The 26197-nt window shown below is 59.1% G+C and carries 32 protein-coding genes; 13 read left to right on the forward strand and 19 right to left on the reverse strand.

The window, feature by feature from the left end:
* Nucleotides 1-157: 157 nt before the first annotated feature.
* The 4 genes from QRN55_RS11595 to QRN55_RS11610 all read left to right on the forward strand — a co-directional run bounded on the left by QRN55_RS11595 (nt 158) and on the right by QRN55_RS11610 (nt 3448).
* Entirely contained in the window at nt 158-589 is a 432-nt protein-coding gene (locus tag QRN55_RS11595; RefSeq protein ID WP_284776805.1) for a DUF2231 domain-containing protein, read from the forward strand.
* Nucleotides 589-2055: a PQQ-dependent sugar dehydrogenase gene (locus tag QRN55_RS11600; RefSeq protein ID WP_284776806.1), complete on the forward strand. Its 1467-nt coding sequence runs from the start codon at nt 589-591 to the stop codon at nt 2053-2055. The genes QRN55_RS11595 and QRN55_RS11600 overlap by 1 nt, the downstream gene beginning before the upstream one ends.
* A gap of 264 nt (nt 2056-2319) precedes the next feature.
* A complete protein-coding gene (locus tag QRN55_RS11605) occupies nt 2320-2907 on the forward strand; it encodes a DUF1214 domain-containing protein (RefSeq protein WP_233136142.1) in 588 nt (195 codons plus the stop codon).
* On the forward strand, nt 2900-3448 hold the full coding sequence (locus QRN55_RS11610; RefSeq protein WP_284776807.1) for a DUF1254 domain-containing protein: 549 nt from the start codon (nt 2900-2902) through the stop codon (nt 3446-3448). Before QRN55_RS11605 ends, QRN55_RS11610 begins: the two co-directional genes overlap by 8 nt.
* Before the next feature lie 21 nt (nt 3449-3469).
* Here the strand turns inward: QRN55_RS11610 and QRN55_RS11615 are convergent, their stop codons facing one another.
* Nucleotides 3470-3679 carry a hypothetical protein gene (locus QRN55_RS11615; protein WP_284776808.1) on the reverse strand — a complete coding sequence of 70 codons (210 nt, stop codon included), beginning with the start codon at nt 3677-3679 and terminating at the stop codon, nt 3470-3472.
* Nucleotides 3680-4393: 714 nt separating this feature from the next.
* Here QRN55_RS11615 and QRN55_RS11620 point away from each other — a divergent pair.
* Nucleotides 4394-5371, forward strand: a complete 978-nt coding sequence (locus tag QRN55_RS11620) for a DUF2336 domain-containing protein (protein WP_284776809.1) — start codon at nt 4394-4396, stop codon at nt 5369-5371.
* A gap of 415 nt (nt 5372-5786) precedes the next feature.
* On the opposite strand, the gene QRN55_RS11625 is transcribed toward QRN55_RS11620, so the two are convergent.
* From QRN55_RS11625 to QRN55_RS11635, 3 genes are read right to left on the reverse strand one after another with little or no spacing between them, the layout of a single operon-like run.
* A complete protein-coding gene (locus tag QRN55_RS11625) occupies nt 5787-6128 on the reverse strand; it encodes a DUF1491 family protein (RefSeq protein WP_284776810.1) in 342 nt (113 codons plus the stop codon).
* 24 nt (nt 6129-6152) lie between these two features.
* Complete coding sequence (locus QRN55_RS11630; protein WP_284776811.1) at nt 6153-7106, reverse strand: peptidoglycan-binding domain-containing protein; 954 nt, start codon at nt 7104-7106, stop codon at nt 6153-6155.
* The gene (locus tag QRN55_RS11635) at nt 7078-8607 is read right to left on the reverse strand and encodes a sensor histidine kinase (RefSeq protein ID WP_284777168.1); all 1530 of its coding nucleotides are present in this window, start codon (nt 8605-8607) and stop codon (nt 7078-7080) included. Before QRN55_RS11635 ends, QRN55_RS11630 begins: the two co-directional genes overlap by 29 nt.
* Before the next feature lie 480 nt (nt 8608-9087).
* Here QRN55_RS11635 and QRN55_RS11640 point away from each other — a divergent pair, with 480 nt between their 5' ends.
* Nucleotides 9088-9519 carry a DUF5330 domain-containing protein gene (locus QRN55_RS11640; RefSeq protein WP_284776812.1) on the forward strand — a complete coding sequence of 144 codons (432 nt, stop codon included), beginning with the start codon at nt 9088-9090 and terminating at the stop codon, nt 9517-9519.
* Between the two features lie 212 nt (nt 9520-9731).
* Nucleotides 9732-10148, forward strand: a complete 417-nt coding sequence (locus QRN55_RS11645; protein WP_233122849.1) for a SufE family protein — start codon at nt 9732-9734, stop codon at nt 10146-10148.
* A 10-nt stretch (nt 10149-10158) separates the two neighbouring features.
* Here the strand turns inward: QRN55_RS11645 and QRN55_RS11650 are convergent, their stop codons facing one another.
* From QRN55_RS11650 to QRN55_RS11695, 10 genes are all read right to left on the reverse strand, one after another.
* Nucleotides 10159-10965 (reverse strand): DUF6456 domain-containing protein, encoded by an 807-nt coding sequence (locus tag QRN55_RS11650; protein WP_284776813.1) that lies wholly within the window; start codon nt 10963-10965, stop codon nt 10159-10161.
* Nucleotides 10958-11371 (reverse strand): hypothetical protein, encoded by a 414-nt coding sequence (locus tag QRN55_RS11655; protein WP_284776814.1) that lies wholly within the window; start codon nt 11369-11371, stop codon nt 10958-10960. The genes QRN55_RS11650 and QRN55_RS11655 overlap by 8 nt, the downstream gene beginning before the upstream one ends.
* Nucleotides 11372-11578: 207 nt before the next feature.
* Complete coding sequence (locus QRN55_RS11660) at nt 11579-12007, reverse strand: Ros/MucR family transcriptional regulator (protein WP_111840738.1); 429 nt, start codon at nt 12005-12007, stop codon at nt 11579-11581.
* A 415-nt stretch (nt 12008-12422) separates the two neighbouring features.
* Nucleotides 12423-12767 (reverse strand): monovalent cation/H(+) antiporter subunit G, encoded by a 345-nt coding sequence (gene mnhG / locus QRN55_RS11665; RefSeq protein WP_111840737.1) that lies wholly within the window; start codon nt 12765-12767, stop codon nt 12423-12425.
* Complete coding sequence (locus tag QRN55_RS11670; protein WP_111840736.1) at nt 12761-13150, reverse strand: cation:proton antiporter; 390 nt, start codon at nt 13148-13150, stop codon at nt 12761-12763. Before QRN55_RS11670 ends, mnhG begins: the two co-directional genes overlap by 7 nt.
* A complete protein-coding gene (locus QRN55_RS11675; RefSeq protein ID WP_284776815.1) occupies nt 13147-13626 on the reverse strand; it encodes a Na+/H+ antiporter subunit E in 480 nt (159 codons plus the stop codon). The genes QRN55_RS11670 and QRN55_RS11675 overlap by 4 nt, the downstream gene beginning before the upstream one ends.
* Nucleotides 13623-15185 carry a Na+/H+ antiporter subunit D gene (locus QRN55_RS11680; protein WP_284776816.1) on the reverse strand — a complete coding sequence of 521 codons (1563 nt, stop codon included), beginning with the start codon at nt 15183-15185 and terminating at the stop codon, nt 13623-13625. The genes QRN55_RS11675 and QRN55_RS11680 overlap by 4 nt, the downstream gene beginning before the upstream one ends.
* Nucleotides 15186-15202: 17 nt before the next feature.
* Nucleotides 15203-15580 (reverse strand): Na+/H+ antiporter subunit C, encoded by a 378-nt coding sequence (locus QRN55_RS11685; protein WP_284776817.1) that lies wholly within the window; start codon nt 15578-15580, stop codon nt 15203-15205.
* Complete coding sequence (locus QRN55_RS11690) at nt 15580-15999, reverse strand: Na(+)/H(+) antiporter subunit B (RefSeq protein WP_284776818.1); 420 nt, start codon at nt 15997-15999, stop codon at nt 15580-15582. The genes QRN55_RS11685 and QRN55_RS11690 overlap by 1 nt, the downstream gene beginning before the upstream one ends.
* Entirely contained in the window at nt 15996-18353 is a 2358-nt protein-coding gene (locus tag QRN55_RS11695; protein ID WP_284776819.1) for a putative monovalent cation/H+ antiporter subunit A, read from the reverse strand. The genes QRN55_RS11690 and QRN55_RS11695 overlap by 4 nt, the downstream gene beginning before the upstream one ends.
* 194 nt (nt 18354-18547) lie before the next feature.
* Between QRN55_RS11695 and msrB the strand changes: the two genes are divergently transcribed.
* The gene (gene msrB, locus QRN55_RS11700) at nt 18548-18958 is read left to right on the forward strand and encodes a peptide-methionine (R)-S-oxide reductase MsrB (protein WP_112498434.1); all 411 of its coding nucleotides are present in this window, start codon (nt 18548-18550) and stop codon (nt 18956-18958) included.
* Nucleotides 18959-19138: 180 nt separating this feature from the next.
* Here msrB and QRN55_RS11705 read toward each other — a convergent pair whose 3' ends face one another.
* A complete protein-coding gene (locus tag QRN55_RS11705; RefSeq protein ID WP_284776820.1) occupies nt 19139-19543 on the reverse strand; it encodes a rhodanese-like domain-containing protein in 405 nt (134 codons plus the stop codon).
* Between the two features lie 88 nt (nt 19544-19631).
* Between QRN55_RS11705 and ftrA the strand changes: the two genes are divergently transcribed.
* A complete protein-coding gene (ftrA, locus tag QRN55_RS11710) occupies nt 19632-20624 on the forward strand; it encodes a transcriptional regulator FtrA (protein WP_284776821.1) in 993 nt (330 codons plus the stop codon).
* On the opposite strand, the gene QRN55_RS11715 is transcribed toward ftrA, so the two are convergent.
* From QRN55_RS11715 to QRN55_RS11725, 3 genes are all read right to left on the reverse strand, one after another.
* On the reverse strand, nt 20614-21117 hold the full coding sequence (locus tag QRN55_RS11715; RefSeq protein WP_284776822.1) for a GNAT family N-acetyltransferase: 504 nt from the start codon (nt 21115-21117) through the stop codon (nt 20614-20616). The two genes, ftrA and QRN55_RS11715, sit on opposite strands and share 11 nt — an antisense overlap.
* Before the next feature lie 88 nt (nt 21118-21205).
* Nucleotides 21206-21874, reverse strand: a complete 669-nt coding sequence (trhA, locus tag QRN55_RS11720) for a PAQR family membrane homeostasis protein TrhA (RefSeq protein ID WP_111840727.1) — start codon at nt 21872-21874, stop codon at nt 21206-21208.
* A 134-nt stretch (nt 21875-22008) separates the two neighbouring features.
* Entirely contained in the window at nt 22009-22419 is a 411-nt protein-coding gene (locus QRN55_RS11725) for a universal stress protein (protein WP_284776823.1), read from the reverse strand.
* 203 nt (nt 22420-22622) lie between these two features.
* Here QRN55_RS11725 and QRN55_RS11730 point away from each other — a divergent pair, with 203 nt between their 5' ends.
* The 4 genes from QRN55_RS11730 to QRN55_RS11745 all read left to right on the forward strand — a co-directional run bounded on the left by QRN55_RS11730 (nt 22623) and on the right by QRN55_RS11745 (nt 25449).
* Nucleotides 22623-23483, forward strand: coding sequence for a VOC family protein (locus QRN55_RS11730; RefSeq protein WP_284776824.1), 861 nt, complete (start codon nt 22623-22625; stop codon nt 23481-23483).
* Between the two features lie 110 nt (nt 23484-23593).
* A complete protein-coding gene (locus tag QRN55_RS11735) occupies nt 23594-24760 on the forward strand; it encodes an AI-2E family transporter (protein ID WP_233122834.1) in 1167 nt (388 codons plus the stop codon).
* A 102-nt stretch (nt 24761-24862) separates the two neighbouring features.
* Complete coding sequence (locus QRN55_RS11740) at nt 24863-25123, forward strand: type II toxin-antitoxin system HicA family toxin (RefSeq protein WP_284776825.1); 261 nt, start codon at nt 24863-24865, stop codon at nt 25121-25123.
* On the forward strand, nt 25120-25449 hold the full coding sequence (locus QRN55_RS11745) for a type II toxin-antitoxin system HicB family antitoxin (protein WP_284776826.1): 330 nt from the start codon (nt 25120-25122) through the stop codon (nt 25447-25449). Before QRN55_RS11740 ends, QRN55_RS11745 begins: the two co-directional genes overlap by 4 nt.
* Before the next feature lie 6 nt (nt 25450-25455).
* On the opposite strand, the gene QRN55_RS11750 is transcribed toward QRN55_RS11745, so the two are convergent.
* Entirely contained in the window at nt 25456-26181 is a 726-nt protein-coding gene (locus QRN55_RS11750) for a polysaccharide deacetylase family protein (protein WP_284776827.1), read from the reverse strand.
* Nucleotides 26182-26197: the final 16 nt, after the last annotated feature.

Genomic DNA, 26197 nt, shown 5'->3' on the forward strand with positions numbered 1-26197 from the left:
TAAGGGTGATTTAATTGTGGCGATGTTGAGGAAATTTCGCAGGCCTGTTGGCCATAACTCCTGCAACCAAAACATCTCCAAACCGTTCACGATAAAGCCAAAACGTCTAAGCCGTGCAGGCAGTTGGGCGTATTTCTCGATCCCGTTGGAGCCATCCATGAGTGAAGCGTCTCGCAGAGAAGCCTCTGCCTATCCTTTTCAATCCCTATTCGTGCCATTTCCCTTCGTTTGTTTTTCGCTGGCGCTGGGCACTGACATTGCCTTTTGGCAGACGGCCAATCTGATGTGGCAGAATTTTTCGGCTTGGTTGTTGTTTGCCGGGCTGGTGTTCGGCGGGCTGGCGATCCTGGCGGGGTTGGTGGATGTGTTGCGGGCGCGCACGCGGCCTATGCGTCCGTCGTTTTTCGCGATCATTCTGTTTCTAGTGATGCTGGTACTGGCTTTCGCCAACAGTCTTGTTCATGCCGGTGATGGCTGGACGGCGGTGGTGCCCTATGGGTTGCTGCTCTCGGCGGTGACATTCGTTGTTTCGCTGATGGCAGTTGCCGCTTCTACCCGCAAATATGCACGTCTGGCCTGGAGAGTATGATGATCGCGCGCCGCCTTATTCACACGGCTGTCCTGATGGGCAGTGTCGCCGTCGTCCTTTCCGCATGCAACCAACAGGACGCAAATTTCGATCCGGCCCAGCAGATCGGGGCCGACCCTGTGTTACCGGAGCCTTCGCGGAACCTCATCCCCGACCTGAAAGTGGCCGAGGTCACCGGCTGGAAGGACGGCGAGATGCCGACCGTGCCGGATGGTCTGAAAATCTCGGTTTACCAGAAGGATCTGGTCAATCCCCGCACCGTGCACACGCTGCCGAACGGTGATGTGCTGGTGGTGCAGTCCCGTGCACCTGCCGGTGAGGCACCGACGCGGCCAAAGGACATCATCCGCGGCTGGATCATGGCGATTGCGCATGGAGAAACCGGCGGCACGCCGAAGGAAAGCAACATCATTACCCTGCTGCGCGATACCAACCGCGATGGTGTGGTGGATGAGCGCCACGAGTTGCTGACGAAGCTAGACTCGCCCTTTGGCGTCGCCTTTGCCGATAACACTCTCTATGTGGCGACAGCGTCCAACATCGTCGCCTACCCCTACCAGTTGGGGCAGAACGAGATTACGGCTGAGCCGAAAATCCTCACGCCTCTGCCCGGCGGGCCGATCAACCACCACTGGACGAAGGATCTGGCGCTGAGCCCCGATGGCAAGTTCCTTTATGCCTCCGTCGGCTCAAACTCCAACATCGTGGAAAACGGTATCGAGGCGGAAAAGAACCGCGCGGCCATCTTGCAGGTGGATCGCCAAACGGGTGCGTTCAAGCTGTTTGCTTTCGGCCTCCGCAACCCCAATGGTCTGGCCTTCAACCCTGAAAGCAAGGAACTGTGGGCCGTCATCAACGAGCGCGACGAGCTCGGCCCCAACCTCGTGCCCGATTATATGACATCGGTAAAGGAAGGTGCGTTCTATGGCTGGCCGTGGAGCTATTACGGCAACCATGTCGATGCACGCGTTCACCCGCCACGGCCTGATATGGTGGAGAAGGCAATCAAGCCGGATTACGCTTTGTCCAGCCATGTTGCCGCGCTCGGCCTGACATTTTCGCTGAACTCCGCCCTGCCCGCAGCCTACGCGAACGGCGCGTTCATCGGCGAGCACGGCAGCTGGAACCGCAACGCCTTCAACGGCTACCGCGTGACCTACGTGCCGTTTGAAAACGGCAAGCCAACAGGCAAGACGCAGGATGTGGTCACCGGCTTCATTCAGGGCGACAAGGCCCGAGGCAGACCCGTTGGCGTCGGCATCGATGGCACCGGCGCACTGCTTGTGGCCGACGATGCGGGCAACACGGTCTGGCGTGTCGCTGCTGCCGATGGCAAGGTCACACCTGCGCCGGTGGCGACGGACGATGTGTCCGGTACGGCTGCTGCTGCATCAGCCACACCTGCCCCTGCGACACCGGCACCTGTGGCACCATCAACACCGACAGCGCCTGCGCCCGCGAATTGACGCTGCATTTCAGCAAACGCCGCTAACCCCTGGGGTTGGCGGCGTTTGTTCGTTGATCCCAAGGACATGATAGCTTACAGGTTTCAACCGCTCAGAAACCCTCGAACGCGTTACACACCGCATCGGGCGGTTAGATGGCAATTCAGCGCATTGCCAGCAAAGGGCGTGGACATTTGCGCAAAGCCTTGTCTCCGCTTCGTTCTGCCCATTTCCCCGAAACGAAATCAATGCTAACGCTGGCCTGTTCCAAAACGGGAAAACAGCGTGTTTCGAGTTCCATTCCTTGTCGCGATTTCGCTCATCATCGCCTTTGGCGGTGGCATATTGTCAACGTTTGCGGCGTTGGAAGCAACCGAAGGGTTCGGTTCGATCAAGATCGGCGCGTGGGATGCGTTTCCCGAAGCGCAGACCATTGAGGCCGACCCTTACGCGAAATCGCATCGGGCAGATGCGGGCAAGCTTTTGTATGGAACGGCAGAGGGCCTGAGCTTTTCTGCCGCCGCCGATAGCAGCGGCCAGCGGCTATCAGGCGACTGCCGTTACCGGCTGACCGGCACCTTGCCGCCTGCGCGCTTCTGGACGCTTTATGTCGCGGACCAACAGGGTAATCTTCTGGATGACGGCACCGGGCGACCCATGGCGTTGAACTCCCGCACCTTGCTGCATGGTGCAGGTGGTGGCATGGACATCAGCGTTGCCGCCTCTGCGCAGACCTATAACTGGCTGGCGGTGCCACCCACCGGCCATTTCAAACTGGTGCTGACGCTGCTCGACACGCCCGTTGCAGGCAGCACCGGGCTAATCGATATCAAGATGCCGGACATTAAGACGACAGGATGCGGCAATGCTTAAAGTCCTTTTCGCCGTCTTCGTCGGGCTTGTGGGCGCCGCCGTTCTGCATCTGGTTATTCTGCTCGCAACGCCCCACTTTTCCAACCGCGATGCCTATACGCGCGCGATGGCGGAAGGCGCGCCAAACGCGTTTCACCTGTTGGATGAAGCCAGTGAAAAGAAGGCTCTGGGCAGTGGCGATCCGTTCATGCGGGTTGCCGTGTGCACCTTCAACGTGGATGAAAAGCCTGTGCGTCTGGCGGCTTTCGGGGCCGTGCCGTTCTGGTCAGTGGCCGTTTTCGACAGCGCATCCAACGAAATCTTCAGCATGAACGACCGTACCTCGGCAGGCGGAGAGCTGGATATTCTGGTGGCAAACCAGGTGCAACTGGCTGCCATTCGCAAGGCGCAGCCATCGGGACTTTCCAAGTCCATTCTGGTGGAGGCGGGGCAGAACAAGGGCTATGCCGTGTTGCGCACCATGGTACCGCAGTCCTCTTTCGGCGAGGAAGCCACGCGATTTCTGAGCGAGGCAAAATGCGAGCAGACGCCGTGGTCGTAAACGGCGGCCTGACGTTTGAACTCAGGAACCGATAGCCGCATCCGGCGTAGCGACCACGACCTTGCGCTTTCTCGGTTTTCTCTGCGCCTGAATATCGATCTCGACCTCAGGGCGCTCATAGCGAACGCCGGTGAAGAACAGAAGCTGGGCGGGACCACCCATCGGCTTTTGCACATCTGTCGGTCGGTTCAGGCGGCGGGCCGCCGCATAAAACGAAATAATTTCCGTCATCGTTTTCTCCTCTCAGGGGGCATGACGCTTGGTTGTTGAATAATCGCGCGGATAATTAAAGAAACGCGCGGGAATGCCATCACCACAACATTGTGCATTTCCAGTCCACAGACTGGCATGGGAGACGAGAGGCCGCTGCAAACCATGTCGCTTGCTACAGTAAAGCCTAAATTTCTTTATCGAAATCTAACACCGAATCTGAAGGCCGCCTATGGGATTACAAACACGCATAGGTTAATCATTCGTTAACACTAATGTTCCGGCTTTGAACCATATGCCATTAAAATTGAGTGTGTTATTTATACCGTCCGTAAAGGTTGAGTTCACGGTTCTGTGACTCCAGAAAAGGACCTTCTCCCAAAGTCATTGTAATCAATAACCAATTTCGAAAAATCCAGAAATTTGCGGGTTATTTTTGCAGCGCAATAAATTTGACGGGCGTCATTTGCTTGCTGTCTAAGATGCCTCAGCCGACATGATGGCGGTCAGGGGCTCGTCTTTATCGGCCAGTGGTCGATGGGACGAGTTCCCGCTGAGGGTACGCAACGTTGCGATGCCCATCCGAGTTCCCGGTACGCCCAAAAATATTGTCTTAAAAATTTGCTGTGCATAGCGGCAAAAAAGTCCTTTGCGCCAGTGCTGGTTAACAGCGCGTCAACACGTTTGTTATAGTTTGAACGGATCGTTTTGTTTTGCGTCACATTGGGTATTGCGTTGACCGACCGGTTTCGAGAGTTAGAAAGGCCTAGTGCCGAGAGGAAGAAAGATGTGGTGCTGATGGCCACTGTTTCGAGTTTTGAAGGGCTTTCTCATCCGTCCAAATCCGAGCTTCGCCAGTTTGCGGAGCTGTTCATGCCGCTGTTCACCGCTTCCACACCGGAAGCGAAGCGTGAAGCGGTGGCGGCATTGTCGCAGAACCCCAACGTCCCCTCGGCGGTCGCCTTCTTCATCGCCAGCCAGCCCATCGGTGTTTCCGCACCCTTTCTGGTGTCGTCGAAGTGCCTCGATGACGATACGCTGATTGCCATTGCCCGTAGCCAGGGTGGCGCCCATGCGCGCACCATCGTGCGCCGCGACGATCTTTCGCCTACGGTTATCGATGCGCTGGTGGGACTGCGCCATTCGCGCAACGCCCCCTCGCCTGCCATGGCACAGACAACGGAGCAGCCCACCGTTTCTCGCACCATGGAAAAGACGATTGCCGAGCGCGAAGAAGATTTGCGACGCCAGTTGCGCACCATGGCACGCCAGCTTCACCGCCCGGTCGGCGATGGCCTGGGTGCACGGCGCCTGACGGATGTTCAGGAAGCGCTGCTCGTACGCTTTGCCCGCGAACGAAACGCCCGCCAGTTTTCCACTGCCCTTTCGGACTCCCTATCGGCAAGCCACTGGCTGTCGGAACGCATCATGCTGGACATTTCCGGCCAGCAACTGGCCACGACCATGATCGGCCTCGGCATGGACTTCGCCGACGCAGCCCTCGTGCTGGAATGCTTCTACCCGCACCTCAAAGTCCGGGAAGACGACATGACGCGTGCGGAAGCCATGCTCGACAAACTCGACGCCGCCCAATGCGAAGACCGCATCGAGAGCTGGCGGCGCGCGGACCGGTATACGGTTGATCCGAGCCGGGAAACCGCAGTGCCGCAGCAGGACGAGCGGGACCGTGAGCGGATGGTGGTGAGGCGGTGAGCTGATTCTTGCGGAAATTTGGATGCAGTTGGAAGGCGTCGATGCGTTAGCGTTGGCGCTTTTTGTATTGTGGCTGCGCGTGGTGATGAAGGGTGTAACTGGCTTAGCGTTCGCTAGTTTGAAAGCTGGGATGCGCAGGAGGGCGTAAGTTGGCAGGCGGCAGTGGGTGGGGCTTACCCCCCTCTGGCCTGCCGGCCATCTCCCCCACAGGTGGGGAGATCGACTCGTGGAGACCGCGCGGCCATCTCATAGGACGCGGATAAAGCGAGGAGCAAGCGTCTTGCTGATCTCCCTCCTTGTGGGGGGAGATGTCCGGCAGGACAGAGGGGGGTGAGCCCCACCTACTACAGCCGCGACAACGCGACAAACCACTGCCGCAAATGCTGCTACCGCCACCCAAAGCCTCCCCCAAACCTCAAGCAACAACCGTAAACAACCCCTCCACGGTTTCCGTCTCCAACTCCACCACCCACAAATCGCTATCGAACCGCAGCTCCTTCTCCAGCAGCGCCTCGACATCCGGCGATTGCACATTCACAAGTCGGCGCTCGAAACGGCGTTCGGCCCTCTCCTCTTCATCTTCGGAGAAGCTTTGCGGGGCTGGGCCGTAGAGGTTTTCCAACCCGCTGCGAAGGCGCTGGCGAATGAAGATGGCGCCTGCGGCGTCTGCGCCCTTGCGCTCGATGGTGGCGAAATCACCGGCGGCGAAGACGCGGCGCAGGAGGGCGGAGACGACGATCTCGGATTTAAGGCGCATGGCAGGAGCCGTTCCAGGCTGGCATCACAAGGCACCGATGGATTTCAGTTTCTTCAGCACGGCTTCACTCGGCTCTCCGGTTTCCGGCAGGCGGTAGTGCTTTTCGAAATTGCGGATGGCGGTGCGGGTCTGTTCGCCAGCCATGCCATCCACCTTCACATCCGCATAGGCGATGTTGACGAGGCCCTGCTGTATTTTCGCGACGATATCCTTCGTCACAGGCTTGGCCGTGTTGCCTGATGTCAACGAAACCGACTGTGCCTTCGGCTTGCTCTCCTCGGCGCTGCGAATGGCGGCGGCCACGGGATCGATGGCGACGCCGCCGGAATTGGCACTGGCGGGACGATCCTTCGGAAGCGCCTTGGGAATGGCGGCGACCGTCGTGGCGCTATCGATCTTGAGGGCAGACAGAATGCGGCTTGTCGGCTCGCCTGTCTGCTCCATGCCGACGGTTTCTTCGAAGAAGAGAATGGCAGCTGTGGTGCGCGGGCCGGTCATGCCATCGGCAACGCCTTCATAGAGGCCGCGACGGGCAAGCTCGCGCTGGATTTCCGCCACGAGTTCGGAGGGCTGATGGGGCGTCGCCAGCGGGGGCAAGGCAGGCGCATCGTCGGGGACCGCAGCTACCGCGGGCGCTTGCGGTGGCGCTGCCGGTTGCGGCGTGTCCGTCTGGCGCTCGATGCGGAAAGTGGTGACGTTGCCATTTTCGCCAAGGCCGGAGGCCACGCGATAACCGGCGATGCCGTTGGGATTTTCCTCATCGCGCGTGCGCAGGAAGGGCGATGGATGGTGGCCCGGCTGATACCACAGCGCATTGGCGGCGATGAAGCCGAAAACGACGAAAAAAGCGGTACAGCCGCCGACCAATTTTGGATGCTGCAACAGTTGCCGTCCCATGGCCGAAGCGACCGTGGAAACGAAACCGGGCTCCTTGCGAGCCGGTGTCTTCCTAGGCGATTTTCGCTTTGGCGCGGCCATCCGCAACATCCTCCTTCGTCATTTCATCTGCATCCACGACCTGCTTGAGACGCGGCGGAAATTCCACCGGGTGTCTTGCATCATCGCGGTCACCGCCAGCGGAGCGGCCGGAGCCATCCGCAGGCAGCAGGATCGTTACGATGGTGCCCTCACCCGCGCGGCTGGAAATCGCAAAGCTGCCGCCATGCAACTCCACCAATCCCTTGACCAGCGCAAGGCCGAGGCCCGTGCCTTCGTAGCGCCGCGTATATTCGTTCTGCACCTGCATGAAAGGCTGGCCCAGAAGCGCCATCTTGTCTGCGGCGATGCCGATGCCGGTATCGCTGACCGTGAGCTTTAGCATGCCGCCTTCCAGCGATGCGTCCATGGTGACCACACCACCCGATTCTGTAAACTTGATGGCATTGCCTGCAAGATTGATGAGAACCTGCTGAACGGCGCGCTGATCGGCTACGACTTCACCGATATCACGCTGAACACGGCTCGTCAGCGTCAGGCCCTTCTGTTTGGCCTGAAGACCCAGCATGCCCTCGCAGGTAGCGATGGCATCGCCAATGCGGAAGGGTTCCATGATCAGCTCGTAACGGCCCGCTTCCAGCTTGCTCATATCCAGCATGGTGTTGACCACCGACAGGAGATGGGCGCCCGACTGGCGGATCAAAGAGACGTATTCACGCTGGCGGTCATTCTGCAGCTTGCCGAAATATTCGCCCGCCAGAACATCCGAAAAGCCGAGCACGGCATTGAGCGGCGTGCGCAATTCATGGCTGACGGCAGCGAGGAAACGCGACTTGGCATCATTGGCCGATTCCGCCTCTGCCGCCTTACGGGCAACCTCGGTGCGCAGCAATTCCTTCTCGGTAACATCGCGCAACTGGCCGATAACGCCGGTCAGCCTGCCGAAGTCGTCGCGCTCTGCGGTCATGTCCATGCGGGCATGAAGGAACTGTGTCTGGCGCGCTGAAACAGGATTGTCGAACCGCAGATCGGCAATGGAAGACTCTTTGCCCTGGCGAAGGGCATCGAACGCCTGCATCAGACCGATGCGATCTGACACATGCACCAGTTCAGCAAAGAAATGACCGGCGCAGTTCTGAAACTTCGATGGAAACTGGCCGACATCGCGGCCCGAAACGCTTTTGACCACGCCGTGCTCATCGAAGACCAGCAGCAGGCCGGGAACCTGGGACGCAAGCACCATGTTGCCGATAACCGGAGAGGCTACGATGTCCTGCGGTTTCTGGGGGCGACGCAGGGCAAGCATGGATGCGGCGGCAGCAAGGAAGATGGCAAACACGGTCGCAACGCCCAGCGGCAGCGCGACGGATACGGAAAAAGCCAGGCAGAAGACGGCGGGCAAAACGACCAGCGCGGCCATGCCGAAGGCCACGAGACGGCGCAACGCGTGGACCGTCTCCACCCGTATGCTGGCGTCTTCTTCCATGCGCGAAAGCCACATGCCGGTGGCATGATCAATCAACGCAATCGCTTTTTCCGTGATTTTACGCAATACTTGAACACCGAATTCCAAAGGGGCGAGGCCGCCCTTAACCATGCCCGACAATAGCGGCCCGCGGCTTAAGGAAAGGCTAAAAGCGGAGCCGCTGCTCCCGGTTAAAGCCCCGTGGAATCCCATTTCGAGGCATTTGGGGCAGACTTTGCATTTCATGGTTAATGACGGGTAAGCGAAGGATTTCGTTATATTTTTCCCTTCGCGTTAATATTTGAGGCAGTGTATGGTGGGCTTATCCCCTGCAATTGCGGGCCAGCGCCGCAATTATGATTAATAGCGTCCGTTAAACTTGTCTCGAATTCGCAATCTTCGTCCAGCCACGGAACAAATAGAGACAATTTGAATTAAATCCTGCCGGTTTTTGCAAATGGCTGTTGGTCTGTTGGCTCTAGGGTGATTGCAAGCCCGAAAAACAGGGCAAACACGGATGACCCGCAAAGGGCAACGGTCAAACAGGGTAGTGTCGCAATGTGGTTTTTGATCAAAGGGTCGATCTTCTTTTCGCTGGTGCTGGTGGCGCTGTCCTATTTCGGTGGTTCCAGCGACAGCAATACACCGACCTCGCAGATGAATGTCGCAGGCGCCGTATCGGCAGCCAGCGAAGCCTACCGTTATGTCAGCGCCATCTGCGTTGAAAAACCCGATGTCTGCGAAAAGGGTGCCGAAACATTCCACGCCCTTGGCGAAAGAGCCCGCGAAGGCGCCAAGGTCGCCTATCAGCTGATCGATGCCCAGCTTGCAGGCAGCGAACAGCCCGCAAAACTCGCTGCCGCCGAAGCGCCTGTCGTCCATGTCGATGCGCCCTTGGCGATCGAAGACGTCAAGGCCGATGCGATCCAGACCGGCACCATCAAATCGCAGCCTTATGTGCCCCTGCCCCAGCGCCGCCCAGCGCTCTGACCTAAAATAGTTCACACGATTTCTTTCCGAGGCCGCCCGCCTCGCGACCATCCCTTGCGGCTCATGCGTGAGCCGCCTGACTGCCCGACTTGCAAGCCCTGCACGAATTTGCTTCGTCGCAGGGCTTTTTTTCATCCCTGCGGCTGTTCAATTCACACAGGCTTTGACCTATATGCTTGCCTATACGCATCCGACGAACGGACGACCGACCCATGACTTCTCTCGACAAAATCCTCGATGACTTCGCCTTTCTGGACGACTGGGAAGACCGCTATCGCTACGTCATCGAACTGGGCAAGGACCTGCCCGATCTCGCAGACGAGAAGAAGACCGCCGAAAACAAGGTGCAGGGATGCGCCAGCCAGGTCTGGGTCGTCAGCCACAGCGATGGCGGCGATGATCCTGTGTTGACGTTCGAAGGCGATTCCGATGCCCACATCGTGCGCGGGCTGGTGGCCATCGTGCTGGCCGTCTACTCGGGGAAGCATGCCTCCGAAATCGCCGGCCTCGACGCCATCGAAGTCTTCGGCAAAATCGGCCTCGTGGAGCACCTCTCCTCCCAACGCGCCAATGGCCTGCGCTCCATGATCAACCGCATCCGTGGGGAAGCGCAGGTTTTGGCAGCGTGAGGGCCTCCCTTCAAAGAACCGGACGGTAACCCTCCGCGCCCCAATGGTGTTGGCTGCGGCTTTGCGGAGCTGACGGTGGGGCGTAGTGGCGGGCGAGGCTTTGGAGGGCGGTGCGGAGCATGAGTTTTGCGGAGCGGACCGGCCATTGCCTTTCGCGCTCCACGACCTCGAGGCCTTTTTCGAAGCAGCAGATGTCGATGGCCACGCCCGCAAGCTCCGGGCCCATGGCGTCGGCGGCGCGGGAGAAGCGCATGCGGGCAGCGACCGCTGTGTCGGTCAGGTCCTGTGCGCCATTGGCCTGCCCTTTGGTGCGTTTCGCCAGACGTGGCTCCCAGCTTGCGGTGATGCGCGGGCTGAGTTGCCCCCGGTGGAAATCGCTGGCCAGCCTTTCGCCCGCCTCGATCGTATCGGCGGGAAAAAACAGTTTCCCATCGCGATCCTTCAGACGCAGCAGCGATAAGAGGGGCGAGGATAACTCGTTGCGCCTTGCGGACTGGCGCTCGCCGTCGATCTCCACAGAGACGACTTCGCAGTCACGGTGCTGTTCCTGAAATATCTCGTCCCGTTCCTTGATCATTGCGCGCTTCAAGAACGCGCTGGCCGCGAGCTGAGCGAAAAGCCGATCGTTTTCTCGGCGCAGCAGCCCGGCGGAAAGGCCTTGCTCCAGCACGCCGTTGTCGATCTGCCTGATCTCGCCGGTCTTTTCGAGGGTGATTTCCATATAGGCGACTTGGTCTGTGACCAGCGCGGCATCGCGACCGATGAAGCGCAGCAGGCGCACGAGGGAGCGGTTTTGCTTGGCGGGTGCTTCAGGCATCGTGTGCGATCTCCAACGTTGGGATAAGCGGTTTGACGGCCTCTTCCACGGCCAGCACGAACTCATCGAAACCCGCATCTTCGCGCCGATCCTCGACATTCTGGCAGGTGATGCTGGCCGTGGATTGATCCCGACCGAAGCAGATGGCGACCTGCCACATGGGCAGAGACAGTGCGACGTGGCTGATATAGAGCGCGATCTGGCGGATATGGGCCATGGCATGGCGGCGGTCACGGCGCACCATCTCTCTATCAACGATATCCACGAACAGCTGATAGGTGATCTCCCGCACCCGCTGGCAGGCATCGCGATTGGCCTTGGGCACAGGCGGAGTGGGGATTGGTGGGGCAGAGTGATGGGGGGAGACGGGCGGTGGTGGGCCGGAAGGGTCGAGATTGAACGTCATGATGCAATTCCTCGTTAAATAGGAATTAATTCATACACCAGCAAAGCAGTGACGACAATCCAGTAATTTTAGTAGGAAATAACAGGTTTTAAATCACACATTCTGCAATAAGAAATTCATTAAGGATTATTTTCATATTTCTTTGACCCAAAACGCACAAAAAAGCCGGCCACGAGGACCGGCTTTCCGTTAGAAAGATTGGTGTGATTAGCGACCGGACTTGCGGCGCTGGCCGAGGCCCATTTCCTTGGCGAGGCGCGAGCGCGCTTCTGCGTAGGCGGGAGCCACCATCGGGTAATCGACCGGCAGATCCCACTTGTCGCGGTATTCTTCCGGGCTGATGCTGTGATGTGTCGTCAGGTGACGCTTGAGCGACTTGAACGAACCACCACATTCCAGGCAGATGATCTGGTCATCCTGAACCGACTTGCGAACGGAGACCGCAGGCTTCTGCTTTTCAACGTTGACAGCAGCCACCACCGGTGTGGATGTGCCGCTCAGCGCCGTATGCACGTCGGAAATAAGGCCAGGCAGTTCCGTGACCGGAACAACGTGGTGGCTAACATAGGCAGCAACGATATCCGCCGTCAGTTCAACGAGCAGATCCTGCGCACCGCCGTATGTAGTTTCCGTCATTTATGTCTCTCCTGTTCGTATTTTCACCGGCACGGGCATATCCCGCCTACCTGTGAAACAAAGTTAAACCCTACCCACTGATTGCATCTTGCGAAGTTCAATTCCCGATTCTGATCTCCACAGAACAGGGAGTAATGCTTACGACATTTGCAAACACCTAGGAAATATCGTGCTATTCTCGAAGGAGAATAGATTAGGCATTATTAAAATACCAAGACGATTTCGCTGTTGCGCGTGCTGCAAATCAACATCATTCACGTTACCTGATGTGGATAACACCAAACCAAAAAAAGTCCAATTATTATTTTGGAACATTTCAGAGCAAATACCGACTATTCTATCTACAAGAAATGACAGGTAACAAAATTAGAGCTTATGTTGGAATTGTGGCCAAGCTTACAATAAAGCATTAGCATCAACTCAACTTACGGTTTACTTTCAACTCGTCTTTTATGGTTATGCCTGATAAGCGATATCCAGCTTCATGTGCAGCTTTGGCCAACAAATGCGCCGATACCGGGGCAGTGAGAATAACAAAGCAAAAACCGATGAAAGACCGTGCGAAAACGGCAAGTTCAAGTGAATTCAGACCGACGGCAAGAAGAAGCAGGCCGGAGCCGACTGTTCCCGCCTTGGATGCAGCGTGCATGCGAGTATAGAGGTCGGGAAAACGGTTGATACCAATGGCGGCGGCCAGCGAGAAGAGTGCGCCGCTGATCAGCAAAACCGAAACTGCGATGGCAATAACCCAGTTCATGATCGCTTCCCCCTGCCCGACCGCTTGCGCTGTTTGGGTTGATGCGATGGCTTGCCTGCGGGCATCTGGTCGGTGCCATCGAGCACCTGTTTTCCATGCTGCCCTGCCTGCGGCCTGCGGGACAGAATGAAACGGGCGAATGCAACTGTCGCAAGAAAGCCGACAAGCCCGAGCGCGATGGCAATATCCACATAAAGATCAAAGCCGGTGCGAATGGCGATGACGCCCAGAAAGCCGATGGCGATGCCAACCAGCATATCCAATGCAATAACCCTGTCCGGCAGGGTGGGGCCGACCACCACGCGCAAGACCGTCAGCAGGAACGCTACAGAGAGGATGACGGAAGCGGCGAAGGTTGCGCCGGAGACCAGCGTTTCCGGTGTCATTTGCGGAATGCCTCCATGATCTTACGCTCGAAGCCCTCGGCAATGGAGCGTTTGGTGGCCTCCACATCGCTGCAATCCAGCGCGTGGACATAGAGCGTCGCGCGATCGGGCGAGACATCCACCGAGAGCGTGCCGGGTGTGAGCGTAATGAGATTGGCAAGCAGCGTGATCTCGAAATCGCTTTTGACCGTCAGCGGATAGGCGAAAATGCCCGGCGTCAGGGCAAGGCGCGGTCTGATGACCAGCATGGCCACGGCCCAGGCGGACAGCGCCAATTCCTTGATGAACAGCAGCGCGAGCGACACAATGGCCGGGATGCGGCCCCAATAGGTCTCGCTCTCCCTCACCTGATGGCGAATGAGAAAGAGCGACAGCGCCGCAACACCCGCGCCGAACAGCCCATTCGCTACCGTAAAACTTCCGGTGATGGCGAACCAGACGACAAGAAACAGCAGACCGATGACGAAACGGCTCATGGCGCACGCTCCTGCGGAAAGACCGAGCGAATATAGGCCGACGGCTCTGCCAGTTGATCCGCCGCCTGCTGGCTAAGCCGCACGACGGCGTCGGGGAACAGGCCAAAGCCGACGATGACCAATGTCAGTCCCACGAGCGGGACAAGGGATGGCGCAGGTGACGCGGTCTCGACCGCCTTCATGCCCGGCGGCGAGGAACGCCAGAAGCACAGCAGGTAGATGCGGGCAAAGGCGATGGTGCAGAGGAAACCGGAAATGAGGATCGATGCCGCCAGCCACCATGCGCCGATATCGATGGCCGATTTCGTCAGCATTAGTTTCGGCCAGAAGCCGGAGAAAGGCGGCAGGCCGGAGCCTGCGAAAAACAGCGCCAGCGCAAGGCCGGAGAACAGCGGTGCCTTCGCATAGAGACCGCTGAGATCCGACAGCGTCGACGCACCGCCAAGGCGCATGGCGTGACCGATGGCGAGATAAAGCGCCGTCATGACGACCACGGAATTCAACGCATAGAAGATGAGGCCGCCGAGCGCCGAAGGAGAGCCGATGGCAAGGCCTGCCAGCATGGTGCCGATGCCGGACACGACGATATAGCCCAGCAGGCGGCGAAGATCGTTCTGGGCCAGCGCACCCATGGCGCCCAAGAGCATGGTGAGCGCGGCAACGACGGCGATGACGAGGCTGAGTTCTTCCCGCTGCACTGGAAACAGCATGACCATGACGCGTAGCAGCGCATAGATGCCGACCTTGGTCAGCAACCCGCCGAACAGCGCGGATACCACGAGTTTGGGCGTGTGATAGGAGGCGGGCAGCCAAAAATTGACGGGAAACGCGGCGGCCTTCATGGCGAAGGCCAGCAGGAACAACGCGCCGAGCGTCATCAGCGGAGCGCCGCCATCTGCCACCCTGACCTTCAGCGCAATGTCGGCCATGTTGAGCGTGCCGAAGATGGCATAGAGGTAGCCGACCGTGATCAAAAACAGCGTGGTGCCGATGAGATTGAGCACGGCATATTTCAGTGCACCATCGATCTGCTCCTTGCGGGAGCCGAGCACGATGAGGCCGAAGGACGAGACCAGCAGAACTTCGAACCAGACATAGAGGTTGAAAATATCGCCGGTCAGAAACGCGCCGCTGACGCCTGCCATCAGCAGCATCAGAAACGGGTAAAAGCCATAGCGCGTGGACGCGTCACCGATTTCACCACGCGCGTGGATGGCGCAGCCAAGGGCCGCGATTGCGCCCGCAAGGGCGAGCGCCGCGCCGGTCAGGTCTGCGGTGAAGGCAATGCCGAAGGGCGCCAGCCAGCGCCCCATGACCATGGTGAAGGGACCGCCCGTCGCGACCTTCCACAGCAAGGCGGCATCGATGGCGGCGAGGATGGTGAGAGCCGAAATCGCGATGGTGGAATGCAGGCGCGTGGCGTGACGCACCATCATCAGGATAGCGCCGACCGATATGCACAGCGCGACCGGGGCGATGATCAGCCAATCCGACAGCACGGTTGGCTGGGTCACCAGTGCAGCGGCAAGATCGATGGGGGTGGAACCGGGTGCGGCCATATCAGTCGTGTTCGCTTTCAATACGTCAGCGGCGGCAAGGGTTCACGCGCCGGTTCGGCTGCGCGCATCTCGTCGGTATCGTCGGTTTTCAGCTCCTGAAACGCCCGCCAGACAAGGACCAGCAGAAAGCAGAAGAAGCAGAAGGATATGACGATGGCGGTCAGGATCAGCGCCTGCGGCAGCGGATTGGCAGCGGTTGGCGACAGCACATCCTGCCCCGCGCCGATGATGGGCGGCACCTCGCGCGTCAGCCTTCCTGCGGTAAACAGAAGCAGGTTCACGGCGTTTCCGAACACGGCGATACCGAGCAGCAGTCGCACACTGTGGCGCGACAGCATGAGGTAAATGGCAACGCTGAAGAAGATGCCGACGAGGATCGAAAACACAGCTTCCATCAGTCACGCTCCCGTTCTTCCAGGGCCAGCGCAATGGAGGTGAAGCCACCGACCACGACGAGGTAGACGCCGATATCGAAGGAGATGACGGTTGCGAGCGGCACCTCTACCCCCGCGAAACTGGGGGTGACCCAGAGCCCGGTCATGAAGGGCACGCCGACGAAAGCCGAGACGACGCCGGATAGCGTGGCAAGCAGCAAGCCGAAGCCGGAAATGGACAACGGATGAAAGACGATGGCGCGCCTGACAGCAGCGACGCCATAGGCCATTCCGTAAATCGCCAGTGCAGACACCGCGATCAGCCCGCCGATGAAGCCACCGCCCGGCTCGTTATGACCGCGCAGCAGGACGAAGATGGAAAACATGACCATGAGGCTGGTGATGACGGGCGCGGCGGTACGGAAGATGAGCGTGTTCATGGCTTACCCTCCGTCTTTCCGACAGGCGCCGGTTTGGCACTGTGGCGAATGCGGATCAACGCCAGAATGGCAAGGCCGGTGACCATGACGACGGCGATTTCGCCCAGCGTATCGGTGCCTCTGAAGTCAACGATGATGACGTTGACCACGTTGTTTCCGTGGGCGATGAGCTTGGAATAGGTGCTGAAAAAGGCGGTAAGGCTGGTATCGAAGGGCGCTTGCGTGGATTTGAGCAGCATCAGCGCGAAGCCGGTGCCGCAGGCGATCGCTATGGTGCCATCCAGCAGCTTCTGGCCGAGCTTGCGATGATCTGTTGGAGACAGGCGAAGGCGTGTCATGACCAGCGTCAGGATGACGACAGAAAGCGTTTCGACCATGAACTGGGTGAAAGACAGGTCCGGCGCGCCAAACAGGAGAAACAACACCGCCACGGCGAAACCCTGAATGCCGAGCGCAACGATGGCCGTCAGGCGACTTGCTGCCGTCAGCACGGCAATGAGGCCGATGATGGCAATGGCGATGAAGGTGAGTTCGGGCAGTTGGATATCGGCAGGCCAGACCGGCATGGCGGGCAGCTCGCCATAGGCAAACAGCGGCACCAGCAGCACCAGCGCGATGATGCCGAAGGTCGCGGTGACGTAGAATTCCAGCCTTCCGGGCTGGATGACGCGTGTGAGATGGAAGGACAGTTTGACGAGGCCGGAGATGACGGCATCGAAAGCCTTGTCCGGTCCCGGCCCGGCAGCGGCGAAGGCGCGAACCATGAGGTGGCGTGCCAAGGAAAGCTTGGTGTAGATCATCACGCCCAGCGCCACCGTAAACAGCGACAGCGCCAGGGGAACGCCGATATGCGGTATCAGCGATATCTCGACCGGGGAGGAATCACCCGCAATGGCCGTTGCCATGGGCATGGAAATGGCGGCGTGAAACACATCTGAAAACAGCGCGGAGATTAGACCGGCCAAGGCCAGAACCGCAGGTCCGAGCCAGAGCAGAAGCGGTCCCTCATGCGAATGCTTCAGCGTTTTGGAGGGCTTGCCGATAAAAGGTTTCAGGCCGACGGCAAGGGCGATGGCGAGCATGGCGGCATTGCCGATGATAGCGACGCCGACGAAAAGAATGGCACGGGGATTGGCGTGCGCCAGTGCCGCATAAATCTCTTCCTTCGCCAGAAAGCCGAAGAAGGGCGGCAGGCCCGCCATGGACAGCGCGGCAGTGATGGCGACGACGAAGGTAACGGGCATGGCACGGCGAAGGCCGGAAAGCTTCGTCACATCGCGCGTTCCCGTCTCATGGTCGATGGTGCCGACGACCATGAACAGCGCGCCTTTGAACAGGGAGTGTGCCACCAGATAAAGCACGGCAGCTTCGATGGCATAGGGTGCGCCGAACCCGGTGAGAAGAACCAGAAGGCCGAGGGATGAGAGGGTCGTATAGGCCAGCATCAGTTTCAGATCGGTCTGGCGCAGCGCCAGAAACGCGCCGGTCAGCATCGTCAGCCCACCGAAGAAGGGCAGCAGGATTTCCCAGGCCACCGTGTCGCCCATGACGGGGTTGAGCCGCATCAACAGATAGACGCCAGCCTTCACCATGGTCGCGGAATGCAGATAGGCCGACACCGGCGTCGGCGCTTCCATGGCATTGGGCAGCCAGAAGTGAAACGGAAACTGAGCCGATTTGGTGAAGGCACCGCCCAGCACCAGCACCAGCGTGGCGAAATAGAACGGGCTCTGGCGCAGCACATCATCGCCATGCACCAGCATCGAAAGTTGCGTCGTGCCGCTGATGTTCCAGATGAAGATGAGCCCCGCCAAAAGCGCAAGCCCGCCGCCGCCCGTCACCACCAGCGCCTGCAACGCCGCCCGTCGTGCCGCCTCTCGCCTATGATCGAAGCCGATCAGCAGGAAGGAGGTGATCGATGTCAGTTCCCAATAGATGAACAGCATCAACAGGCTATCGGACACCACAACACCCAGCATGGCGCCCATGAACAGCAGCAGAAAGGCCAGAAAGCGCCCCTGCTGCGGATGACCCTTCATGTAGCCGCCCGCGTAGAGCACGATCAGCGTGCCGATGCCGGTGATGAGCAGCGCGAATGTCAGCGAGAGACCATCGATGAACCAGGAGAAACTGAGATTGAGGCTGGGCACCCAGGCGTAACCGCCGGTGACAACCTCACCTGCCGCAATGGTGGGCACAAACCCGAGGAAGTGAAAGAAGGCCAGCGCCGGTGCCAGCGCCAGAAGCCAGACGGCATTGTGCCCCAGCCGGGCAACCGCCAGCGGCGCGCACAATGCCATGACGAAAGGCAAAAACAGCACAACGAATGTCAGCAGCGTGACATTGGCAATCATCTCGTCTCCCAGCCCCCGCCGCTCTGTTTTTCGCGGCACGATTTTGAGGGAATCAATTAGGGCAAGGTGGCGATGACCTCAACTGTTTTCGGACTTTAGCGGGATCACAGCAGCTTTATTGCCGGGAAAAGCCGCTTCCTCTTTTATCCCACGGGCTGCCACACTATCTCTATGCCAAACGAAAGGATCTCCCGATGAGCGATCTCAAATCTCCGAAAATCACCAAGAGCGATGCGCAGTGGCGCGAGGAGCTGACGGCGGACCAGTACCGCATTCTTCGCGAACACGGCACCGAGCGGCCCTTTACCGGCCCCTACTGGAACAGCACCGAAAAGGGGCTGTACCGTTGTGCTGCCTGCGATGAGGAACTGTTTTACTCGGACACGAAATTCGATGCCGGTTGCGGTTGGCCGAGCTATTTTGAGCCGGTGAAGCCAGATGCCGTGACCGAACATCGCGACAACGCGTTTGGCATGGTGCGCACGGAAATTCGCTGCGCCAACTGCGGCGGCCACCTCGGCCACGTCTTCCCCGATGGCCCTCCGCCCACGGGCCTGCGCTATTGCATCAACGGTCATTCGATGGTGTTCGAGCCGCAGGATTGATGGCGTGGTGACTATGGCTGGCAAGCACCACGCTACCGCCGGGAACTTCACAATCACGGCAAGACCCTACCTCCGTCATCCTTGGGCTTGTCCCAAGGATCTTCTAGGTTGCATCCGCAGAAGCGTGATTAGGCCCTCGGGACAAGCCCGAGGGTGACGATATTGGGTGGAACTTGCCACCTATTCCACACCGCCCTTCACAAAACCAAACCCTTCATCCTCCCACCCCGTCATTCCGCCAATCATGATTTTGACGGGTCGGCCCAGGCGAGCAAGCTTGAGAGCGGCGCGGTCGGCGCCGTTGCAGTGGGGGCCTGCGCAATAGACGACGAACAGCGTATCATCCGGCCACTGCGCCATCCGCTCTGCCGTCATCTCCGCATGGCGAAGGTGAAGCGCGCCGGGAATGTGCTTGCGGGCGAACACATCCACCGTGCCGACGACGTGCAGCAGGACGAAATCCTGCTCCCCCGCGTTCATCGCTCCGTAAACGTCCCAGCAATCTGTTTCCAACGACAATAATCTCGAAAAATGATCGGCGACGACCTGTGGCGATGCGGCGGGAATCTCTGTGACGGTGCTCATGGTCTTCTCCTTCGTGTTGCGATGTCCAAACGTAACCCGGATGCGAAAAGACTGGCAGATGGCATGATTGCCATATATCGTCAGGATCATGACAAAACCTGGCTCCACCGCTCCACCCAACCGCCTCGTCGTTGCCCTTGCCTATGACGGGCTGTGCACGTTCGAATTCGGCGTCGCGGTCGAAGTCTTCGGGCTGGCGCGGCCAGAGATGGGCGACGACTGGTACCGGTTTGCGGTGGCGGCGGTCGATGGCGGTGAAATGCGGGCGACGGGCGGCGTCCGGTTCGTTGCCGATGGCGGGACCGAGTTGATCGAGCAAGCGGGAACGATCATCGTGCCGGGCTGGCGCGGTATCGATGCGCCAGTGCCCGAAGCGTTGTGCAAGGCCCTGCGAAAGGCGCATGAGAACGGTGCGCGGCTGTTGTCCATCTGTTCCGGCGTGTTCGTGCTGGCGGCGGCGGGCCTGCTGAAGGGCCGCAAGGCTACGACGCATTGGCGTTATACCGATGCACTCAAGGAACGGTTCGCCGATATCGAGGTACTGCCGGACGTGCTCTATGTCGATGGCGGCAATGTGCTGACCTCGGCGGGCAGCGCCGCCGGGATCGATCTCTGCCTACACCTCATCCGTCGCGATTTCGGCACGCGGGCGGCGAATATGGTGGCGCGCAGGCTGGTGGTGCCGCCGCACCGGGACGGCGGACAGGCACAATTCATCGACAAGGCCGTGCCGGACCCGCACGAAAAATCAAGGCTTGGGCCATTGCTGCACACGATGCAGGCCGATCTGACCGGCGATTACAGTGTCGCCCGTTTGGCGCAGATGGCGGGCATGAGCAGCCGTACGTTTCTGCGTCGCTTCGAGGCCGCGACCGGCACTACGCCTGCCAAGTGGCTGTTGCTGCAACGGTTGGCGAAGGCCAGGGATCTACTGGAGACGACCGATATGGGCATGGAAACGCTGGCCGAGACATGCGGTCTTGGCAGCGCCGCCAATCTGCGGCACCATTTTCGCCAGCAATTTGCCACCACGCCCGCGAGCTATCGCGAGCGCTTCGGCGCGGTTCAGTTCACACCGTAGGAAGCTTGAGTTCCATGCTGGTCAGGTCCAGCCAGCGGTCGAATTTTCGACCGACCTCCGAATATCTGCCGGCAATGCGGAAGCCCAGCGCCTCATGCAGGCGGATGGATGCTGTGTTTTCCGATTCGATGGCGCCGATCAGCACATGCACGCCATTTTCTTTGGCGTGTTCGATCAGCGCCTGCATCAACAGCTTGCCGAGGCCTGCGCCACGGGCATTTTTATGCACGTAAATGGAATGTTCGCGGGTGTGGCGGTAACCATCGAAGGCACGCCAGTCGCCGTAGGACGCATAGCCTACGATAGCGCCGTCCCTGACAGCGACGATGACCGGGAAGCCACGGTCCTTGCGGGCCTTGAACCAATCCTTGCGGTTTTCCAGATCGACCAGAACATCGTTCCAGATCGCCGTGGTGTTCAGAACCGCGTCGTTGTAAATTTCCATGATGCCGGGAAGGTCATCCGGGGTGGCGTCGCGCATCTCGATGGTCATGCTGTTTATCCGCTGCAAATCAATGTCGCGGCCAACATAACGAAAGCTGCGGCACCGTACAGTCGTCTGGCTGTTAAATTACAGTGCTCTATGCGCTGACGGGGGCCATGCTGAAACTGGTCATCACTGCCACGTAATGCACCGCTGCCGCCGTGACCACGAAGCCGTGCCAGATGGCGTTTTGGAAGCGCAAGCGTTCCCAGACGTGGAAGATGACACCCATGGAATAGATGATGCCGCCGATAACGATGAGCCAGAGGCTGAGCGGCGGAAGATGGTAGGACAGGCGATCTGCCACCATGACGCCGCTCCAGCCCATGGCGAGGTAAAGCAGAATGGTCAGGCGGTCGAACCGTCCGGGAAAGAAGCATTTCAGCATGATGCCGGACAGCGCCGCGACCCAGATTCCCGCCAGCGTGACGGCAATCAGCGGGTCTTCGATGCCGCGCTGGAGAATCGGCGTGTAGGTGGCAGCGATGAGAATGAAGATGCCGGAATGATCCAGCCTGCGCAGGTACCATTTCACGTTGGAATGGGGCCAGATATTGTAGGTAAAGGAGATGGACAGGCAGGCCACCAGCCCCAGCGCGTAAATCCACACGGCAGCAATAGCACTTATGCTGCCCCACAGCGTGACGTAGAAAATCAGCGCCGTCGTGCCGATCAGCGCAAAAACGATGCCTACTCCATGGACAATGCCATCAGCGACGACTTCGGGAAGGTCATAGCGGCGTCCGAAGCGCCAAAGCTCACTCATAAATCTGTTCCTGCATGTTAGTTTGCAGATCATGCAGGCAATATGAGACGGGAACAAGACCACGGTTGCAAAAGGCGATCACTTTGCATTCACGCCTGTTGCAAAACGCTATGGGACCGCTGCAGCGCCTCGAACTATCGGTCCACCAGCACGGAGCATTTGGCGTGACGCACCACGCGATCTGCCGTCGCGCCGATGAAGTAATTCGTCAGGTCAGGCGTGTGCGACGCGATGATGATCAGGTCTGCGTTGAGATCGGCAGCGGCGGCGAGAATTTCACGCGCGGGCGCACCGCTGCGAATCTCCACCAGCCCGACGCGGGGCGATCCCTCCTTCAAAACGGCAAGCCGGTCCTTAGCGTCCTTGATGGCGTTTTCGATGAGGTCCATCGGCAGGTCGATGGCGAGGTAATTCGGCAGATCCTCGACCACGTTCAACAGCACGATCTCACCACCCGGGTTCAGCAAGGTCTCGGCCTTGGCCAGGATTTTCTGGGCTTTTTCCGTGCCGCTCAAATCAACCGGAACAAGAATCTTGTTGTACATATCTGTCTCCCTTCGATGTTGATCTGATGCTAATCTACACGTTCCCGGCACGGATGGAATTGATCGACGTCAAAGTCAGTTCATATCATTGTCAACACTGAGTGCACGCTGCTTCACCAAATCACTATCTTTCGTGAACGATCATTCGCGCGCATATTGGCTCCAACGTCGCCGCAAGGGCGCAACCGACAGGAGTGCATGACATGAACGAAGACAAGATGTTCGCGCTGACGCGCCCGGCCTACGTGGGACAGGCGCATCTGGTGGTGCAGGATCTGGCAAGCGTCTCGGCCTTCTATCAGAAGATCATCGGTCTTTCGGCGCTGGAGACGTCGCCGAGCGGCGAGGTGCTGGGTGCTGGCAGCAAGCCTTTGCTGACGCTGACCACGGGGCAGAACACCACGCGCGCACCGGGTGGCGCTGCGGGCCTGTTCCACACCGCGTTTCTGATGCCGACACGCAGCGATCTGGCGCTGTGGCTGACCCATGTTGCCAACAACAATGTCGCCTTGCAGGGCGCATCCGACCACCTCGTCAGCGAAGCCATCTACCTTGCCGACCCCGAGGGCAATGGGATCGAGGTCTACCGCGACCGCACACCGCAGGAATGGTCCTACCAAGCGGACGGCACGATCAGCATGTCCACCTTGCGGCTCAACCTTCAGGAACTCTACGACAGTGCGCCGAAGGCGACCTTTGCCAAGGCTGCCGAAGACACGGCGATTGGCCATATCCACCTCCAGGTGGGCAACATCCCGGAGGCGGATGCCTTCTATCAGGATGTGCTGGGGCTGAAGATAATGGCGCGGTATCCCGGCGCGAGCTTCTTCGGCTCCGGCGCCTACCACCACCATGTGGCGGCCAATATCTGGAACAGCAGGGGTGCTCAGGCGCGCCAAGACACTATGACAGGGCTTTCCGGCTACTCGCTGAAATTCAACGAGAAAGCGGCACTCGACACCGCGATCGCCGCCCTTGAGCGGATGGAAATCGCAATGGAGCGACAGAGCGATGGCATCGCGCTGAAAGACCCATGGGGCATCGGCCTGAAGCTCTCGGCCTGAGGTGCTGGCGGCAAGCGCGGTTGCGTCTCTGCCGCCCCACACCAAAATTGGCCATACACCGGAACCGGCGTACCCGTTGAGCGTTATACGCCCTGATGGGGGACTGTTCGATGAATGACCAGACGATTGCCAACCGGAAACAGGCGGAACGGAGCCTTCTTGCTGCCGATCCCAAGGACCCCTATATGCGCGGGGCTGTGGGTTCAGCGCAGGACGATGAAAGAAGCCAGCAACCGCTGGGCCGCGAGGCTCTGGATGTGGCCGTGGCTTGGTCCACCGTCGGCATCTTCGTCGTCATCATGATGAGCGTCATCCACTCCCTCTCTATCATCCTCATTCCCGTGGTCATGGCCATCGTGGTGGGCATGATTCTGGGCGTGGCCGCCACCAAGCTGAACTCCTACGGCATTCCCGGGTTTGCAGTGGCGCTCATTCTGTCGTCTGCCGTGGCGCTCGTTCTGTTTCTGGTCGTCAACTCGCTGATCGACCCGCTTTCGACGCTGGCCGCAGAAGGCCCCAATATCGTCGAAAAAGCCATCGACCGCTTTTTGCCCTACCTGCAAAGCCTGCGCTGGCTGAATGTTTCCGCCGCCACCTTCAGCCTGAGTTCCATGTCGATGGAATCGCTGATTTCACGCAGCGGCGATATCATCGCCGTCATCGGCTCCAACATCACGCCTGCCATCGTCCAGGCCCTGATCTTCTTCGCAGCCTTGCTGCTGTTTCTCTACAGCCGCGTACGCCTGCGCAAGGCCACCATCATGGCCTTCCCCCAGCGCCACCAGCGTCTGCGTACCATCCGCACCATCGGGTCCATCGAGCAGGTTTTGAGCTCCTACTTCGCGACAGCATCTATGATGTATGCGGGGCTTGGCGTCTCGATGATCATCATCGCCTATGTCGGCGGTCTCGCCATGCCGTTCCTATGGGGGCTGTTCGCGTTCCTTTCCAGCTTCGTGCCCTTCCTCGGCATAACCGCCATGACGCTCGCCCTGACGGTCGGCGGCATTCTGACCCACGACAGCCTCATCCTCGGCCTCCTGCCCGCCATCGTCTTCTTCACCATTCACCTGTTGATGGAAAACCTGGCGTTTCCGGCAGTGGTGGGAAAGAACATGGAAATCAACCCCTTCCTCGTCTTCGTCGCCATCATCTTCTGGACCTGGATGTGGGGCGCCGCCGGTGCCATGCTGGCGCTGCCCCTCTCCCTCATCGGCATGACCGTGGCCCGCGAGCTGTTTCCATCCCGCAGAGTGGTGCCGAATTTGCCGTCGTAAAAGTCAACACTTGCAACCGCGCCCATAAGTTGCTTTTTATAAAAATTCAATCTCGTACAACAATTCCTCCGATCTTGAATTGATATCAAAAAGTGATACTGTATGGAGCTAGGTAAGCGACGTCGCGCGGTGCTCGATGCCATATATGCAGATCCCGTTCGCGCTGGCATTGCGTGGCGAGACATCGAGGCACCGTTTGTCAGCTGCGGTGCCGAGGTGACGGAGGGCCAAGGCTCTCGTGTTCGTGTCGCTCTTAACGGCGTGCGTGCGGTTTTTCATCGCCCGCATCCACAGAAGGAAACGGACAAAGGCGCGGTCAAATCCGTCCGGCGTTTCCTCAGTGAAGCAGGAATAAAGCCATGAGCGTAATGCATTACAAGGGATACGAGGCCGTCATCGAATTCGATGAGGACGCGGATATTTTCCATGGAGAGGTAATCGACCTCAAAGATATCATCACCTTTCAGGGCACATCTGCTGCCGAGCTCAAACAGGCGTTGGCGGATTCCGTTGAGGACTATCTTTCCTTTTGCGCGGAACGGGGAGAAGAACCGGAAAAACCATTTTCAGGCCAGTTCGTCGTGCGTACGGAACCCAGGCTTCACAAAGCCGTTTCGAATGCCGCCAAAAAAGATGGTGTCAGCCTGAACAAATGGGTGACGGCGGCACTGGAACGAGCCGTCGGCTGAAAGCGATCAATTCGACGGAGCGATAAAAGCCGAGCTGTCGAGGCGGGTGAAGATGACGCCGCGGGCTTTCAGGGCCAGCAGGCCCTTGACAACGCCTTCGCCTGCTTCGTGCGTCGGCTGGTTGATGTGGGAGATGATGACATCGCCGTCTTTTGCGGATGCGATGTGTTTGGCGGTTGCACCTGCGCCCAGCAGCGAGCCACCATCGCCATTGATGGAATAACCCGCGACGCGTTCGCCGAGGCGATTGATGGTTGTCATGGACGATGCCGTATATTTCGCCGTTGCGCCGCGAAACCATTGCGGTTGGTGACCCGTGGCAGCAACGATGGCGAGCCTGCCGCCTTCCACTTCCTGCTCTACAGCCGCTTCCGAACCGGCGGCGGCAATGCCGTAAATCGAGACGGGCTTATCGACGGCGGGAATGTGGTTTTCGCCGTGATTTTCAAGCTCGAACAAGTCGGAGTGCGCCATCATGATCGCCAGCGCTTCGGGGTTGTGCTTGAGCCAGCGGGCGGTGACGAAGATGGTGGCGGGGATCTGCTCGTTGACGAGCGTATCGAGAATGCGAAAATCCGTCTTGCCCATGCAAGCATCCAGCGTGATCGCAACGCGCGGAGCATGCGCCTTGCCCGGCTGCATTTTCAACGTCGGCTCCAGCAGGCCGGAGCTCGCGAAAACGGGAGACGCGACTGCGGTCAGCATGCAGGCAAGGGCAAGTTTCTTCAGCATGTCAGGTGCTTTCAAT

Source organism: Agrobacterium sp. lyk4-40-TYG-31, assembly GCF_030209855.1.
GTDB classification, from domain to species: domain Bacteria; phylum Pseudomonadota; class Alphaproteobacteria; order Rhizobiales; family Rhizobiaceae; genus Agrobacterium; species Agrobacterium vaccinii.